This is a genomic window from Ilumatobacteraceae bacterium, from assembly GCA_033344875.1.
GTDB lineage: Bacteria > Actinomycetota > Acidimicrobiia > Acidimicrobiales > Ilumatobacteraceae > Ilumatobacter.
On record JAWPMO010000001.1, the window covers coordinates 4,476,668 to 4,492,230 of the forward strand.

11 protein-coding genes are annotated in these 15,563 nt (G+C 69.5%); 3 read left to right on the forward strand and 8 right to left on the reverse strand.

Annotated features, from left to right (window positions below; all coding sequences use genetic code 11):
* Positions 1-20: 20 nt before the first annotated feature.
* The 3 genes from R8G01_21210 to R8G01_21220 all read right to left on the reverse strand — a co-directional run bounded on the left by R8G01_21210 (position 21) and on the right by R8G01_21220 (position 1,924).
* A complete protein-coding gene (locus R8G01_21210) occupies positions 21-467 on the reverse strand; it encodes a hypothetical protein (GenBank protein MDW3216525.1) in 447 nt (148 codons plus the stop codon).
* The gene (locus R8G01_21215; GenBank protein ID MDW3216526.1) at positions 464-1,078 is read right to left on the reverse strand and encodes a SigE family RNA polymerase sigma factor; all 615 of its coding nucleotides are present in this window, start codon (positions 1,076-1,078) and stop codon (positions 464-466) included. Before R8G01_21215 ends, R8G01_21210 begins: the two co-directional genes overlap by 4 nt.
* A 96-nt stretch (positions 1,079-1,174) precedes the next feature.
* Positions 1,175-1,924 (reverse strand): AraC family transcriptional regulator, encoded by a 750-nt coding sequence (locus tag R8G01_21220; GenBank protein MDW3216527.1) that lies wholly within the window; start codon positions 1,922-1,924, stop codon positions 1,175-1,177.
* A 71-nt stretch (positions 1,925-1,995) separates the two neighbouring features.
* Between R8G01_21220 and R8G01_21225 the strand changes: the two genes are divergently transcribed.
* Positions 1,996-5,400, forward strand: a complete 3,405-nt coding sequence (locus R8G01_21225) for a proline dehydrogenase family protein (protein ID MDW3216528.1) — start codon at positions 1,996-1,998, stop codon at positions 5,398-5,400.
* Positions 5,401-5,550: 150 nt separating this feature from the next.
* Positions 5,551-8,088, forward strand: a complete 2,538-nt coding sequence (locus tag R8G01_21230; protein ID MDW3216529.1) for an EAL domain-containing protein — start codon at positions 5,551-5,553, stop codon at positions 8,086-8,088.
* Between the two features lie 9 nt (positions 8,089-8,097).
* Here R8G01_21230 and R8G01_21235 read toward each other — a convergent pair whose 3' ends face one another.
* Genes R8G01_21235 through R8G01_21245 form a run of 3 tightly spaced genes read right to left on the reverse strand, consistent with a single transcriptional unit; the run spans position 8,098 to position 12,996 of the window.
* A complete protein-coding gene (locus R8G01_21235; GenBank protein ID MDW3216530.1) occupies positions 8,098-8,742 on the reverse strand; it encodes a TetR/AcrR family transcriptional regulator in 645 nt (214 codons plus the stop codon).
* 2 nt (positions 8,743-8,744) lie between these two features.
* On the reverse strand, positions 8,745-11,195 hold the full coding sequence (locus tag R8G01_21240; protein ID MDW3216531.1) for an FAD-dependent oxidoreductase: 2,451 nt from the start codon (positions 11,193-11,195) through the stop codon (positions 8,745-8,747).
* Positions 11,196-11,211: 16 nt separating this feature from the next.
* Positions 11,212-12,996, reverse strand: coding sequence for a trimethylamine methyltransferase family protein (locus tag R8G01_21245; protein MDW3216532.1), 1,785 nt, complete (start codon positions 12,994-12,996; stop codon positions 11,212-11,214).
* Here R8G01_21245 and R8G01_21250 point away from each other — a divergent pair.
* Complete coding sequence (locus R8G01_21250) at positions 12,989-13,990, forward strand: hypothetical protein (GenBank protein ID MDW3216533.1); 1,002 nt, start codon at positions 12,989-12,991, stop codon at positions 13,988-13,990. The genes R8G01_21245 and R8G01_21250 overlap by 8 nt on opposite strands.
* A gap of 229 nt (positions 13,991-14,219) precedes the next feature.
* Here the strand turns inward: R8G01_21250 and R8G01_21255 are convergent, their stop codons facing one another.
* Both R8G01_21255 and R8G01_21260 read right to left on the reverse strand, forming a co-directional pair.
* A complete protein-coding gene (locus R8G01_21255; protein ID MDW3216534.1) occupies positions 14,220-14,987 on the reverse strand; it encodes a PhnD/SsuA/transferrin family substrate-binding protein in 768 nt (255 codons plus the stop codon).
* Between the two features lie 82 nt (positions 14,988-15,069).
* A complete protein-coding gene (locus tag R8G01_21260; GenBank protein MDW3216535.1) occupies positions 15,070-15,555 on the reverse strand; it encodes a GNAT family N-acetyltransferase in 486 nt (161 codons plus the stop codon).
* Between the last annotated feature and the right edge of the window lie 8 nt (positions 15,556-15,563).

A 15,563-nucleotide genomic window follows, 5' to 3' on the forward strand; every position in this document is an offset into this window, starting at 1 on the left:
GCCGGCTTCGGCCGGCGGCGTCAGATCGGGCCGATGAGACCGGCGGAACGTTCGGCCGGTTCGGCCGTCGGGGGCGACGCCGCGTCGGCGGAAGGCGTCGGCCGCTCGTTGATCAGTGCCGCGATCATCTGCAGCTCGTCGAGCACCGACGGGGCCTCGACGGTCGGCGCATCGACGTCGGCAGCGTCGGGATCGCCGCCGGCCGCGACCGCCGGTTCATCGCCGGACGAATCGGCGGCGACGGCAGCCGGGATGTCGCTGTGCATCGGTCGGTGGACGTCGGGCCGCATGGCCCCGATCGCGAACAGCGCTCCGGCGACGAACAGCATCGGGATCAGCGCCGGGGTGGCGAGCACGTGGAGGCGGGACCTCGCGCGGGTCGGCGCGCACGAGCCGAGCGGGGGCACCTCGATCGGGAGCTCGCGGAGTTCGCGTGCAGCGTGTTGCAGGCGATGTTCGAGGTTCATCGCACGTGCCCCATCTCGTCGAGTTTGGCGGCGAGTGCGGCCCGCCCCCGCTTGAGATGTGTCTTGACGGTCTCGGAGCCGAGTCCGAGGATCTCGGCGACCGCGCTCATCGGTTGATCTTCGACGTAGAAGAGCGCGAGCACTTCGGCCTGTCGGGGCGAGAGTTCACGCATGGCCTGCCAGACGACTTCGTCGCTGAGGGTGGGCTCGGTCGTGTCGCCGACGTCGGGGTGGAGCCGTGCCACCGCCTTGCGCTCGATCGTCTCCCGCCGCCGGTACGAGATCGAGCGGTTGATCACGACCCGACGAACCCACAGGTCGGGCCGGTCGAAGCCGACCACGCGCCGCCAGCGGGTGTGGGCCGAGACGAACGCCTCCTGGGCGAGTTCTTCGGCGATCTGCATCGACCCGCACAACGAGTACGCGAGCCGGACGACCGACGGATAGTGAGCTCGGTAGAAGGTCTCGAACTCGAGTGCCGGCTGGGTGAACGTGTCGGGCAACGAGCCGGGCGATGCGGCCTCGTCGAGCCGTTCGTTCGCCCGACGCGCGACCAGGCGTCGGCGGATGTCGATCGGCGTGGAGAGGGCCATGTGGAGTACACGCACCATGCTGCGTCCGCGGGGGACATCGCTCGGCGATCCCGTCCGGGGCGCGACACGGCCCGGACGACGGTGGTCGGCGTCGGCGTTCCCCACGGACCGAGACTACTGCCCGCCGCTCACGGCGTGCCGGTACGAACTCGGCGTGACCCCGATGTGGACGCGGAACTGTCGTGTCATCTGACTCTGGTCGTAGTACCCGCAGTCGGCCGCGATACGGGCGATCGGTAGCCGTGTGGTGGCGAGCAGCGCCGCCGCTCGCTCGGCACGGATTCGCAGGATGTACTGCTTCGGCGAGATGGCGAGTGCCCGTTGCATGGCTCGCTCGAGTCGGTCGGTGCTCATACCGGCGGCTCGGGCGAGGTCGTCGACCAGGAGCGGCCGATCCCATCGATCATGGACCAGCTCGATCGCGGCGCGCAGGCCCGTCGCGGCGTCGGCGCGATCGCCGAGCTGAGCATCGACCGAGGTCACGACCACCATCGGGCCACGGTCGGCTCGACCGGTGCGGTCGGGGCGGTCGGGGCGGTCGTGGCGCACCTTGGTGGTGAGATACCAGCGGCCGTCACCCGGATGGTCGGCGTCGGCGATCGGTTCGAGTTGGTTGCGGACGGCTTGGCCGGTGGCGAGCAGCGCACGGTCCTGGGCGTCGTACGAGGCAGCCAGGTCGGCCGGGAAGAGGTCGTGCGCCCGACGACCGAGCACGTCGCTCGCGTGCCGTCGTCGGGTGCGTCGGACGAACGCACGGTTCACGCCGACGTACACCCCGTCGTCGTTCTTCACGCACACCATCACATGTGGCACCGAACGGAACAGTTCGAGCAGCAACTCGATTGGACGTCCCAGGTCGTTCATGGTACGAATGGAGCGTAGTCGTCGTGCGTTCGTGCTAGCGGCCGGACGCCGGACGACGTTGACTGGAACTCGTGAGCAGCCAACGAGCGCCTGGTGATGACGGCATCGGCCCGGACGGCGATGCGTCGTCCGACGGTGCCCGGGCCGACGACGAACAGCGCGTCGAGACCGCCGTGGCGCTGGCCCGCCGGTGGGTCGACGACGCTGCACTGCTCGACGAACGCAGTCCGCGCTCGCAGCGGCGACGTCGCCGTCGGCTCGCCGCGCTGGTCGAAGCACCGAGTGCCGCCGACTTCACGGTCAGGTTGACCGACGAGGTCAGCCGGATGTCGCTCGCGTCGCGGGCCGCTCGTCGCTTCGCCGAGCTCGTCCACGACGCCGACCTGAGCGCGATGCCGCTCGCCGACCGGCTCCTGCTGCGTGTCGGCGCCAGGGTCGCGCCGATCGCTCCTCGGGTCGTGATGCCGCTCGTGCATCGTCGCCTGCGGGCGGAGGCCGACGGCGTGATCCTGCCGGCCGACGACCCCGGACTGGCCGATCATCTCCGCCGTCGCACGGAGGAGGGGATCCGGAGCAACGTCAACGTGCTCGGCGAGGCGATCGTCGGCGACGGCGAGGCTCGTCGTCGGTTGGCGATGGTGACCGAGCGGCTCCGGCGACCCGACGTGGACTACGTCTCGGTCAAGATCTCGGCGGTCTGCGCGTCGATCAGTCCCGTCGCGTTCGACGACACGGTCGAGCGGGTGGTCGAGCGGCTGCGGCCGCTGTATCGCTGTGCGGCGTCGTTCGATCCGCCGAAGTTCGTCAACCTCGACATGGAGGAGTACCGGGACCTGGATCTGACGATCGCCGTCTTCCGTGAGCTGCTCGACGACGAGTTCGTCGAGCTCGATGCCGGCATCGTCCTGCAGGCCTATCTGCCGGACTCGGCTGCTGCCGCGCTCGACCTCGCCACGTGGGCGCTCGAACGGCGGGAACGAGGCGGCGGACGGATCAAGATCCGCATCGTCAAGGGTGCGAACCTGGCGATGGAACACGCCGCCGCCGAACTCGCCGGGTGGCCGGCGGCGCCGTACGGGACCAAGGCCGAGGTGGACGCCAACTACAAGGCCGTGCTCGACATCCTCCGTGCGCCTCGGTTCGACGACGCCGTTCGGATCGGCGTGGCGAGTCACAACCTCTTCGACGTCGCCTGGGCGCTCGGCCTGCGAGACGAGCAGCTCGCCGCCGGGCGACCCGCCACGATCGAATTCGAGATGCTCGAAGGCATGTCACCGTCGCAGTCGGCGGTGGTGCGTGCGGCCACCGGCGACCTGCTGCTCTACTCGCCGATCGTCGGCAGCGACGATTTCGCTGCGGCGCTCGCCTATCTCGTGCGTCGGCTCGACGAGAACACCGCGCCCGACAACTTCCTCGCGCACATCATGGAACTCGCGCGCGACAGCGAGGTCTTCGCTGCCGAAGCGGCGAGGTTCGCCGCTTCGGTGCACGAGCGGCATTTGGTCTCGCACGTCAGTCGCCGGCGCGGCGACCGGGCACGTCTCGCACCACGGGGGACCACCGGAGCCTCGTCGGGTGCGTTCGTCAATGCTCCCGACACCGACTGGACCAGCGCGGCCAACCGGGCGTGGATCGCCGACGCACTCGCGGCCGACCACGGAGGTTCCGGCGGCCGCGCGATCGAGGTCGTGACCACGGCGCACGTCGACGCCACGGTCGAGCGCTCGCTCGCCGCTCACGCCCGCTGGGCGGCCACCGCCCCCGCCGCCCGGGCCGACCTCCTCGAGCGGGTCGCCGATGAGTTCGAAGCGGCCCGCGGCCGAGTGCTGGCGATCATGGCCGCCGAGGCCGGAAAGATCGTGACCCAGGGCGACCCCGAGGTGTCGGAGGCCGTCGACTTCGCTCGCTACTACGCCCGCGATGCCCGCCGCATCGTCGCCGTCGACGGGGCGACCGCTGCGCCGCGCGGTCCGATCGTCGTGACGCCGCCGTGGAACTTCCCCTTCGCGATCCCGGCAGGTGGTGTGCTGGCGGCGCTGGCCGCCGGCAACACCGCCATCCTCAAACCGGCACCCCAGACCCGTGAGACCGCCAGGGCGATCGTCGAACTCTGCTGGGCGGCGGGGGTGCCCGACGACGTCGTGCAGTTCCTCCCGGCCGCCGACGACGACGCCGGACGACGGCTCGTCACCCACCCGGACGTCGCTGCGGTCATCCTGACCGGCGCGTACGCCACCGCCGAACTGTTCCACTCGTGGCGGCCGGACCTGCGCCTGCACGCCGAGACGAGCGGTAAGAACGCGCTCGTGATCACCGCTGCCGCCGATCTCGACGAGGCGGTCGCCGATCTCGTGGCGTCGGCGTTCGGGCATGCCGGGCAGAAGTGTTCGGCCGCCAGCCTCGCGATCGTCGAAGCGCCGCTGTACGACGATCCACGCTTCCTCGAGCGCATTCGTGACGCCGCGGCGACCTTGCGGGTGGGGCCGGCCGATGACGTCGCCACCGATGTCGGTCCGCTCATCGAACCGCCGGGACCGGCGCTCGAGCGCGCGCTGACCGAACTCGACCCCGGTGAGCGCTGGCTGCTCCGTCCCGAGCTTCGCTCGGACGATCGGCGGTCGTGGACGCCTGGCGTCCGGGTCGGTGTGCGTCCGGGTTCGTGGTTCGCGCGCACCGAGTGCTTCGGCCCCGTGCTCGGCATCATGCGCGCCGACGATCTCGACCACGCGATCGTGCTCCAGAACGGCACGGAGTTCGGGTTGACCGCCGGGTTGCACTCGCTCGACCCGGCCGAGATCTCCACCTGGGTCGAGCAGGTCGAGGCCGGCAACCTGTACGTCAACCGGGGGATCACCGGCGCGATCGTGCAGCGGCAGCCGTTCGGAGGTTGGAAGCGATCGGTCGTCGGCCCGACCGCGAAGGCGGGCGGCCCGAACTACGTCGCGACCCTCGCCGGATGGAGTGATGACCCCACCGTGGCGATCGAGACGGTCGAGGCCGCATTCGCCACGTGGTGGCGAACGATCGGCCGCGCCGAGCGCGACCTCACCGGGCTGACCGTCGAGCGGAACGTGTTCCGATATCGCCCGCTGCGGGGCGGGGTCGCGGTCCGATTCGGACCGATGGCGACGGCCCGCCAGCGGTCCCTGGTCGCCACGGCCGCCGGAACCGTCGGATGCCGTCTGGTGAGCAGTGAGGCAGCGGACGAGTCGGAGCAGGAGTTCGCCGCGCGGGTGCCGGACCTCGCCGTCGACCGGTATCGCTCCGTCGGGCTGGCGGTCGAATCCGACGTCGTCGCAGCGTGTCATCGGGCGGGTGTGACCGTCGACGACGCCGACCCGGTCGCCGCCCCGGAGATCGAACTGCCGCGTTGGCTGCGCGAGCAGGCGGTGTCGACGACGATGCATCGACACGGTCGCGTCGATCACCGGGCACGACGAGCCTCCGAGCAGCCCGGCGACCGACCCGCCGGGTGATGCGCATCACCCTGCCGGGCGACGTGAACCGACCTCCCGGGGGCCCGACTCGGGCCTCCGGACCGTGTCGTTCGGGTGTTCTCCCGTTATCACGAGCGGTATCTCGTTCGGACTGTTCACGCCGGCTCGGTCGCTGCCGATGGAGATGCGATGTCGGAACCAACACTGCGCGCGAGAAGCCTCGCCATCGTGTCGTTCGCGGCAGGAATTTTGATCCTCGGCCACCTGGCCGTGGCACTCGGACCCGACGGCCACGTCGCTGCCTGGTGGCCTGCGGCGGGTGTCGCCGTCGCTGTGGTGGCGAAGTACCGGCGTGACCGCTGGTGGCTCCTCGCCGCGCTCGCGACCGCATCCGTGATCGCCAACCTGACCGGTGGACGGCCGTGGGCCGTGGCGCTCGGATTCGCCGTGGGCAACACGCTCGAGGCCGGTGTGGCCGCGGCCGTCATCGCCGGTCGTCGCGGGGCCGTCCTCGACAGTCTCGGCGACGTCGGTCGATTCGTCACGGGTGTGGTCGCCGGCGTGTCGACGATCGGGCTCGTCGCGGCGCTGACGGTCCACGCCTTCACGACCGGCGACCCGATCGACGTGCTGGTGTCCGTCGTCCCCTCGCACGCGACCGCGATCTGCCTGATCGCCCCCTTCGCGCTCTCCCGTCCGTCGCGACTCGTGCGCAACTCGGTCGAGTACGTGCTGATCTGGTCGTGTATCGCTGCGGCGACGATGCTGATCTTCGCCGTGGCCGACCGTCAGGAGTACTCGTTCCTGCTCATCCCGCTCCTGCTGTGGAGCGTCGTCCGTCTCGGGATCCGCTCGGGCACCGCACAGTTGCTGGCCGTCGGGATCGTCGCCACCACACTGACGGCGTGGGCCTCGACCGACCGGGTCGAGGTCGACGAGTGGCTCGTGCCGTTGCAGCTGTTCATCATCGCCTGCTCGGTGATGGTCATCACGGTCGGTGCGATGCTCGCCGATCGCGAGCGAGCGCTCCAGCGATCGCGAGCGAGCGAGTCGATCTACCGTGCAGGCTTCTCCGAGGCGGTCGTCGCGATGATGCTCGTCCGGGTGGAGGGCGGCATGTTGCGCGTCGCCGAGGCGAATGGCGCGGCGCGGACCTGCTTCGGGTTGGGCATCGGCGACGCCTGCACCCACATGCTCTCCGACGAGTCCGGCACCTCGATGGTCGACGTCGTCGCCCGACTCGCCCCCGGCGACGGCACGCGCGCCGAGATGCGCGGTACCGACGGCCGGCGGTGGTTCAGCGTGTCGATGAGCCGTCTCTCGGGAGCCGCCGACGACGCCACCGTCTCGCTGCAGATCGTCGAGACGACCGAGCGTCGCGACGCCGACCGCCGCCTCCGTGAAGCGGCGATCATCGATCAACTGACGAGACTGCCCAACATGACCGCCGTGCGGGCGACGCTCGCCGACGAGATCGATCGGTCGACACGGGTCGAATCGCGCGTGGCGGTCGTCGCGATCGACATCCGTGGATTCGCCTCGGTGAACGAGGTCTTCGGTCACGTCACCGGTGACCAGGTCCTGACCGCCTTCGCCTCGCGGCTGCGAGCGATGGCACGGGACGGCGACACGGTCGCGCGCGTGGGTGGTGACCGGTTCGTGATCGTGAGCCCGGTGATCGAATCGGCAGCCGCCGCGATCGAGGTCGCCGAATGCGTCTTCCAGGTGACCGAGATGCCGATCCATCTGCAGGCGCTCGACTACGAGGTGAACCTCAGCCTCGGGGTCGCGCTCGGAGAGCCGGGGATCGACGCCGAGCAGTTGCTCGCCGAGGCCGACCTGGCCGTGAATGCGGCCAAGCGCGAGGGCGCCAGGACGATCACGCTGTACTCACCCGAGCTGCGCGACGGTGCCGCCAAGCGTGTCCGCACCGTCGCCGAGCTCCGGCTCGCGATGGCGCGCAAGGAGCTCCAGGTCTTCATGCAGCCGGTGGTCGAACTCGCGACCGGTCGGGTGACCGCCGCGGAGGCCCTGGTCCGGTGGCGGCTGCCGAGCGGAGTGCTGCGACCGCCGAGCGAATGGCTGCCGCTCGTCGAGCAGACCGGCCTGATGCGGGAACTCGGGGCATGGATCCTCGACGAGTCGCTCAGGCAGGCGACCGAGTGGCTCGACACGGTCGGTCCGGCGGCAGCGCCGGCGGTCCACGTCAACGTGTCGGGGAGCCAGTTCGAATGCGACGGTTTCGCCGACCTCGTGATGTCGACGCTCGAACGTCACGGCTACCCGCCCGAGTTCCTCGTGCTCGAACTCACCGAGACCTTCCTCGCTCGGACCGGCGACACGCTCCGTAAGGAGTTCGCGACGCTGGCGAGCCGCGGCGTCAAGCTGGCCGCCGACGACTTCGGCACCGGATACAGCCCACTGTCCCGCATCGTCGAACTGCCGATCCACATGATCAAGATCGACCGACTCTTCGTCGAGGGGTTGGGCGGCGACGGTCGGTCGGCTGCTCTGGTGTCTGCGCTGATCGGGATGTCGAACGAGATGGGTATCGACGTCGTCGCCGAGGGGATCGAGACCGACGAACAGCGAGAGATCCTCGCCCGCCTCGGCTGCCGCGTCGGTCAGGGGTTCCTGTGGAGTCCTGCCGTCGATGCTCGATCGTTCCAAGATCTGGTGCTCGCACCGATCGCCATGGCGCAGCTCGAGGCGTCGGTCGAACGCTGACCGGACCGGTCAGTTCGGACGATCGCGTTGGCGCGGCGCGGCCGGGAAGTTCGGCTCGGTCAGGCCGGCGCTCGTCCAGACGACCTGTTCGAGACGAGCGAGCCCCACCTCGAGCGCCCGGGTGAGTCGGGCCTTCTGGCCGGTCGCGAGGAGATCGACGACGAGGCCGGTGAACATCGCCTTCGCCAACGAGGCCTCGGTGACCGCCGCGTCGCGCGGCACGCCTTCGTCGACGAGGCGGGTCTCGATGTTGGACCGCCAGAGCCCGACCTGTTCGCTACGCACCTGCTTGGGGAGGCCGCTCAACGTCGCCTCCATGGCGGCGGCCTCGATCCCGAGCCGGACGATCGCGAGGTTCTGCGGTGACGCGGTGATCCACCGCCACCACGAGCGCAACAGGTCGGCTTGGGACATCCGGGGCTGTCGTTCGAGCCAGCGGCGCTCGACCTCCTGCTGCACCGCTCCGGCGCGGCGCAACGCGGCGATGATCAGGTCGTCCTTCGAGCCGAAGTGGTGCACGAGCGAGTTGACACTCACCCCCAAGGCGGCGGCCATCGGGCGGAGTGACACGTTGGCGAGTCCGTGTCGGGCGAGGTGTGCAACGACCTGATCGAGGAGTCGGCCTCGACGTTCGAGATCCACGAAGCGGGCCATCGTCAGCTCCTCATCCGGTGGCCACCGGGGTCGAGCACCGGCTCGCGGAGCAGGGTGGCCGGCCGCCGCCGGCCGATGATCTCGATCTCGAACGCCCCGTCGCCCGGATCGTCAGCGACCTCCGCGTCGACGTAGCCGAGGGCGAGCGAGCGGCGGCTGTAGTGGGCGTATCCGCCGGACGTCACCCAGCCGACGACGCGCCAACCCTCCGAGCTCCGGTACCAGATCGGTTCGTCGCCGATCACATCCGCCGGGTCGTCGGGTTCGGGCACGACCTCGAAGTAGGAGAGGAGTCGGCGTGGAGCGGCACCTCGCTCGAGCGCGGTGCGGCCGATGAAGTCGTGATCGAACTTCACGTACCGGTCCATGCGCGCCTCGATGGGGGTGAAGATCGGGCGGTACTCGCGGAACCAGGTGCCGAACATCTTCTCCAGGCGCATCGTCAGGAGCGCACGAACACCGAACAGGCGGAGGCCGAGTGGCTCGCCGGCGGCCATGAGCGCGTCGAAGACGTGGCGTTGGTACTCGGGCGCCATCCAGAGTTCGTAGCCGAGGTCGCCCGTGTAGGTCATCCGGCCGACGCCGCACGGTGCCATGCCCACGTCGAAGTACCGGAAGTCCATGAAGCGGAAGTTGTCGTTCGACACGTCGAAATCGGTGACGGCCTGCAGTACCTCGCGGGAGCGCGGGCCGGCGAGCGACAGGCCGACCATCCGCTGGCCCATGACCTCGAGCGTGAACCGGGCGTCGGTCGGCATGTGCTGCAGGAACCAGCGATGGTGGCTCTCGGTCGCGCCGAGCGAACTGAAGAGGAAGAAGTCGTCGTCACCGAAGCGGCCGACGGAGAACTCGCCCATGATCCGGCCGTGCCGGTTGAGCATCGCCGTGAGGTTGATGCGACCGACCTTCGGCAGGCGGTTGGTGAACAGGCCCTGCAGCCACTCGGCAGCGCCGGGGCCGACCACCTTGAACTTCGAGAAGTTCGAGATCTCCGTGAGACCGACACCTTCGCGCACGGCGAGCGATTCTTCACCGACCAGGTCGAAGGCGTTGGAACGCCGGAAGGTGACGTTCTCGACCGGTTCCTCGCCGGGCCGCTGGAACCACAGCGGCGACTCGAGACCGAAGTCGGCGCCCCAGACGGCGTTGTGCTCGGTGAGCCGGTCGTGGATCGGGACGTGCTGGAGGTCTCGGCCTGCCGGGAGCTCTTCGTTGGGGAACGTGATGCGGAACCGCCGCCGGTAGTTCTCCTCGGCCTTCACGCGCGTGTAGGGACGCGTCGCGTACCTCCCGAACCGGGCGACGTCCATGCCCCAGATGTCGAAGCCGGGGTCGCCGTCGGTCATCCAGTTCGCGAGCGCCAGCCCGACGCCGCCGCCCTGCGAGAGGCCCGCCATGACGCCGCACGCGGTCCAGTAGTTGCGGAGACCGGGCACGGGGCCGACGAGCGGGTTGCCGTCGGGTGTGAACGTGAAGGGGCCGTTGACGATGGTCTTGATGCCGGCGGTCGCCATCGCCGGGTAGTGGCGGAATGCGACGCTCAGCTCGGGCTCGATCCGGTCGAGGTCGGGCGGCAGCAGTTCCATGTCAAAATCCCACGGCGTGGTGTGCTCGGACCAGGCTCGCGAGTTCTGCTCGTACGTGCCGAGCAGCATCCCGTCGCCTTCCTGGCGGATGTAGATCTCGCCCGTGAAGTCCATCGCCATCGGCATCTCGCGTCCGGTCGCCGCCATGTGGGCTTGCACCTCGGGCATCGGCTCGGTGACGAGATAGTGGTGCTGCATCGCGAGCACCGGGAGTTCGAGACCCGCCATCCGGCCGACTTCGCGGGCCCAGAGACCGCCGGCGTTGACGACGTGTTCGGCGTGGATCTCGCCCCGTTCGGTGATGACGGTCCAGGTGCCGTCGGAGCGCTGTTCGAGCGCACTCACCCAGTTCTGCTTCGAGATCTCGGCGCCGGCCTGGCGGGCACAGATCGCGTATGCGTTGGTGACACCGGTCGGATCGACGTGGCCCTCGACCGGATCCCACATGGCACCGAGGAAGTACTGCGTGTCGAGCAGGGGGAAGAGTTCCTGTGCCTCTTTCGGGGAGATGAGCTCGAGGTCGTCCATGCCGAGGTATCGACCGCGGGCGACCGCCATGCTGAGCCAGTCCATCCGGTCGCGGTCGGAGGCGAGCGTGATGCCGCCGGGCAGGTGGATCGAGCAGTTCTGGCCCGATCGTTCCTCGATCTGCCGGTACAGCTGCACGGTGTACTGCTGGAGCTGTGCGACGTTCGGATCGCCGTTGAGGGTGTGCATACCGCCCGCCGCGTGCCAGGTCGATCCGGCGGTCAGTTCCCTGCGTTCGACGAGGAGCACGTCGGTCCAGCCGTTCTCGGTGAGGTGGAACAGCACGGATGCGCCGACGACGCCGCCGCCGATCACCACGACCTGTGCAGACGATTTCACGTTGGTTCCTTCGTGCTCAGTAGTCGACGGGGACGCCGCCCTCGGCGGTGCGCCGGGCGACGAAGTCGGACAGTTCGGACAGGACGGCATCGGCGATCGGAGGCGGCTCGTAGTCGGCGAGCAGCTGCTTCACGAGCTGGTTGGCCTTCCGGGGCGCATCGGGGGAGCCGGCCTCGATCCACGACTCGTAGTTGCGCCAATCGCTGATCATCGGCCGATGGAACTCGGTGCGGAAACGGGCCTGGGTGTGATCGGTCCCGAAGAAGTGCCCGCCGGGACCGACCGAGGCGATCGCCTCGAACGCGAGTGTTTCGTCGTCGACGACGAACGGGTCGAGTGACGCCGACACCATGTGGAGCAGGTCGGCGTCGATCACCATCTTCTCGAAGCTCGCGTGCAGGCCACCCTCCATCCAGCCGGCCCCGTGCATCAGCAGGTTGCACCCGCCGGCGATCGCTCCGGAGATCGAGAACATCGACTCGTACGCCGCCTGGGCGTCGACCGCATTGGCCGCGCAGGTGTTGGAGCTGCGGTAGGGGACGCGATAGCGGCGGGCGAGTTGACCACCGATGATCGCCGTGCGCCAGTACTCGGGGGTCCCGAACGCAGGGGCACCTGACTGCATGTCGACGTTGGACGTGAAGCTCCCGTACACGAACGGACTGCCGGGCCGGACGATCTGGGTGAGCATCAGACCGACGAGGGCCTCGGCGTTCTGTTGGCTGAGCGCGCCGGCGAGGGTGATCGGCGCCATCGCTCCGGCGAGCGTGAACGGAGTCACGCACACCACCTGATTTCGGCTCGACATCTCGATGATCCCGTGGCTCATCGGGACGTCGAGCGTCAGCGGCGAGTTCGTGTTGATGATCGTGAAGAGACTGGGCTGCTCGTCGAGTTCGGCCTCGCTGATGCCACGTGCGATGCGGACCATCTCGATCGCGTCGCGGTTGCGTTGCCGGCCGAGCGAGTAGACGTGCAGCGCCTTGTCGGTGAGGGTCAGCAGGTCGAGGGTGGCTTCGAGATGCCGCACCGATCCGTGGATGTCGACCGGCTCGACCGGGTACCCGCCGGTGAAGTGGATCGAGTTGAGCGACTGGACCAACCGGAGCAGGTTCCGGAAGTCGTGCCGGTTGCCGGTGCGCCTCCCGCCGTCGAGGTCGGCGACGTTCGGGGCGCTCGCGACCGACCCGAACGCCAGGTGGTCGCCGCCGATCCGGAGGTCGTGCTCGGGGCGGCGAGCGTGCAGCGTGAACTCGGCGGGAGCGGTGACGATCAGTTCGTCGACCATCGCCGGGTCGAACCGGACCATGGTGCCGTCGACCGCCGCCCCGGCTTCGGCGAACAGCGAGCGTGTCTCGGGGTCGAGCACGTTCATGCCGAGTTCGCCGAGGATCCGGAGCGAGGCCCGGTGGATCGCTTCGACCTGGTCGGCGTCGGCCAACTCGGTCGGGCCGTGCAAGAGTCGCGGCTGGGCGAACGGGCGCTGTTCGGGCAGTGCCGATCGCTGACCGGTGCCGCGGCGATCGCGACCTCGCCGACGAGCCCTCGGTCCGCCCCCAGATTCGATGTGATCAACCACCACGCCCCCAGCGTCGGGCGAAATTCCCGGTACGAACGTTCCGGACACTACCCCAGCCGCCGATCGGTCGGGATCACCTGTGCGAACGACGCTGCGGCGGGTCGACGTGGCGCCCGGCCGCGTTGTCGATCGTCCGGGAACCGATGTCGATCTCGCGACGTCGAATCCTCCGATCGGCCACGGAGGTCGAGATCGATACTCACCGAGGTGGATCATGAACATTTCCAAGGGGCTGCTGCACCGGAGTCGGCCGGGTGCCGTCGACGGGCCGTCATCTTCGATGGGCGGCTCCGTGCCGCCGGCGCCCGAATCGCCCACCCGGCACGCCGGCGCGCGCTGGCCGACCGACGCCAAGGTGCTCGTCGCGCTGTTGCTCGTCGCGACCGTCGTCGCGACGATCGCTGCGGCGATCGGGGCGAGGTCCGGCGACGACGACGCCGCGACCGTCCGGTCGCTGCACGAGGAGGTCGCTTCGCTGACGGCCGCTCGCAACGAGGCCGACGCCGACGTTGCTGCGCTCGACGCCGAACTCGTGATCCTGCACCGCCAACTCGACGAGGTCGAGGCCGCGAACGACGCACTCGACGCCGAGTCGGCCGACCTCGAGGCGCAGATCGCCGCGCTGACCGAGCAAGCGGCCGGGCTGGAGGCGCAGATCGCGTCGGTGGCAGAGGAGCGCGATGCGGCTACCGCGAAGGTGGAGCAACTCGACGCCGCCCTGGTGACCGAACGCCAACGGACCACCGCTGCCGTCGCGGAACGAGACGCGTTGGCGGCCCTGTTCCCGATGACGTTCGACTCGCCGTTCGGTCTCGATGCGGCCGTCGGGGTCTACGACGTGAGCGTCTCGCGTGTCTACTGCGCCGGTCTCGCCACGTGCGCTACGACGCCGGCGCTCGCCGATCTCACGATCGCGAAGGCGTCGGGCGACAACGCCCGGTTCTCGATTCCGGAGTTCGCGTCCGGCGACATGTTCTGGGCCGACGGTGCGTACCACGCCGTCGTCGACTCGACGACGGTGTTGCCCGGGTGTGACGGCGTCGCTCGCACCGGACGGGTGTGGATGACGATCTTCCCCGGGACGATCGAGGTCGAGCGCGATCGGGTTCCCCGCGCCGTCGCCCTGCAGGGCGTGATCAGCATCGAGGCGGCGCCGGTCGGGACCTGCTCCGGTGTGCTCGCCTTCTACAGCACCGAGTTCTCACCCCACGCCTGAAGGCTCGAACGGCACGCGAAGACTCTCTCCGGTCAGCTGGGTGTGAAGTCCGTTGCGGATCGCGTGAACTGATGTGAGGAGTCGGCAAAGCCGCTCAAGCGATGCCCGTCATCGTTCGATGAACGGAGTGAGCCGCAACGAGCGGCCCACAACTCGAGAGACCGCCAACGAAGCGCCGCCGGAACCGCCTCCGCCGGCGCTTCGTCGCGTCGGTGCGTCGTCGCGTCGACTACGGCGTCGGGCCGAGCGGCAACGTGGCCAGGTAGTCGTCGAGACCGAGCCGGGCGAACCCGCTGATGTGCAGCGCCGTGCGCGCCGAAGTGGTCGCCGGTGACCGGAGCGCATCGTCGAACGCCTCGCGCAGCTCGTCGACCAGCCGATCGCCGATCGACGCGCGTGCGGTCAGCGCCGGGGTGGGGATCCGGGGGCCCACTCCGACCCGATGGAGGCCGCGGACCAGGCCGGGTTCCTCGGTCGAGATGAGCGAGAGACTCCAGGAATCGATCGACGCGAGGTCGGCCTCGCCCTTCGCCAGTGCCCGAAGGCTGTCGTGGTGCGCGGAGGTGAACGTGACCGTGCCCGGCCACGCCGCGCCGGGTCCGACGGTGGCGGCGCGCAGGCTGAGCCATCCGGACAGGCTGTCGGCGGAGTTCGCGACCGCGTGGGTGTCGGGGCTCACGAGCTCGGACAGCGGACGGTCGTCGGCGCTGAGCAGCACCGAGTGGTAGTGGCCGGGACCCTCGGCGTCGGGCAGGTCGAGCGAGAACGCCCCGACCACGTGCATGTCGTTGCGGTGCAGGGCGGCGAACGGCCACCCGCAGACGTGGGTCACGATGCAGGCGTTGTCGTACCAGCGGGCGTGGACGTCGCCGGACCGGGTCAGCGACGGGGGTGTCCACGGTGCGCGTTCGTGCACCGCGGCCCAGATCTCGTCCCAGGCCCAGGCCACCGAGGCGAAGGGATACATCCCGAGTTCGACGTGGGGGAGACCGGTCACGCGTGCGGTTCCCGGGCGGTCGGCGTCATGCCCCGATCCTAGGGAAGCGAGTGGGTTGCGCCCGGCTCCGGCGACGCCACGGTCAGTCGGTTGCCGGAGCCATGTCGTACGTGATCCAGGTCGTGCGGGTGGCGAGTTGGTCGTACACGGCTCGGGCGCGGTAGTTGTCGTCGGCGGTCGTCCACCGGATGATCGGCCAGCCGCGTTCGTGGGCGAGTTGACGCATGGCGACGAACAAGGCATCGACCGCACCGTGACCACGGTGGTCCGGGTCGACGAACAGATCGTCGAGGTAGCCCGCGACCACGCCACGCAGCGGACGCACCCACTCACGGAGATGGGCGAGAGCCTGCGGTTCGCCGACCTCGTTGCCATCGATGTCGATCGGGGCGGCGACGAGGCACTCGAGCGACCGGACCTCGTGGATCCACGACCAGATCTGTCGCTGGTGCTCGTCGGACGTCGGTGTCTCGTAGAACTCGGCGTAGCCCCGGTAGAGCCGGGTCCACGCGCCGAACTCGTCGTCGCGGACCGGCCGCACGAGCCATGTCGTCGCAGTGGTCGTCATGCGCGAAC

Bases quoted from the DNA above. Each gene is read 5' to 3' on its own strand.
- R8G01_21210 (MDW3216525.1), bottom strand. From the start codon at position 467: ATGAACCTCGAACATCGCCTGCAACACGCTGCACGCGAACTCCGCGAG.
- R8G01_21215 (MDW3216526.1), bottom strand. From the start codon at position 1,078: ATGGTGCGTGTACTCCACATGGCCCTCTCCACGCCGATCGACATCCGC.
- R8G01_21220 (MDW3216527.1), bottom strand. From the start codon at position 1,924: ATGAACGACCTGGGACGTCCAATCGAGTTGCTGCTCGAACTGTTCCGT.
- R8G01_21230 (MDW3216529.1), top strand. From the start codon at position 5,551: ATGTCGGAACCAACACTGCGCGCGAGAAGCCTCGCCATCGTGTCGTTC.
- R8G01_21235 (MDW3216530.1), bottom strand. From the start codon at position 8,742: ATGGCCCGCTTCGTGGATCTCGAACGTCGAGGCCGACTCCTCGATCAG.
- R8G01_21250 (MDW3216533.1), top strand. From the start codon at position 12,989: ATGAACATTTCCAAGGGGCTGCTGCACCGGAGTCGGCCGGGTGCCGTC.
- R8G01_21245 (MDW3216532.1), bottom strand. From the start codon at position 12,996: ATGTTCATGATCCACCTCGGTGAGTATCGATCTCGACCTCCGTGGCCG.
- R8G01_21260 (MDW3216535.1), bottom strand. From the start codon at position 15,555: ATGACGACCACTGCGACGACATGGCTCGTGCGGCCGGTCCGCGACGAC.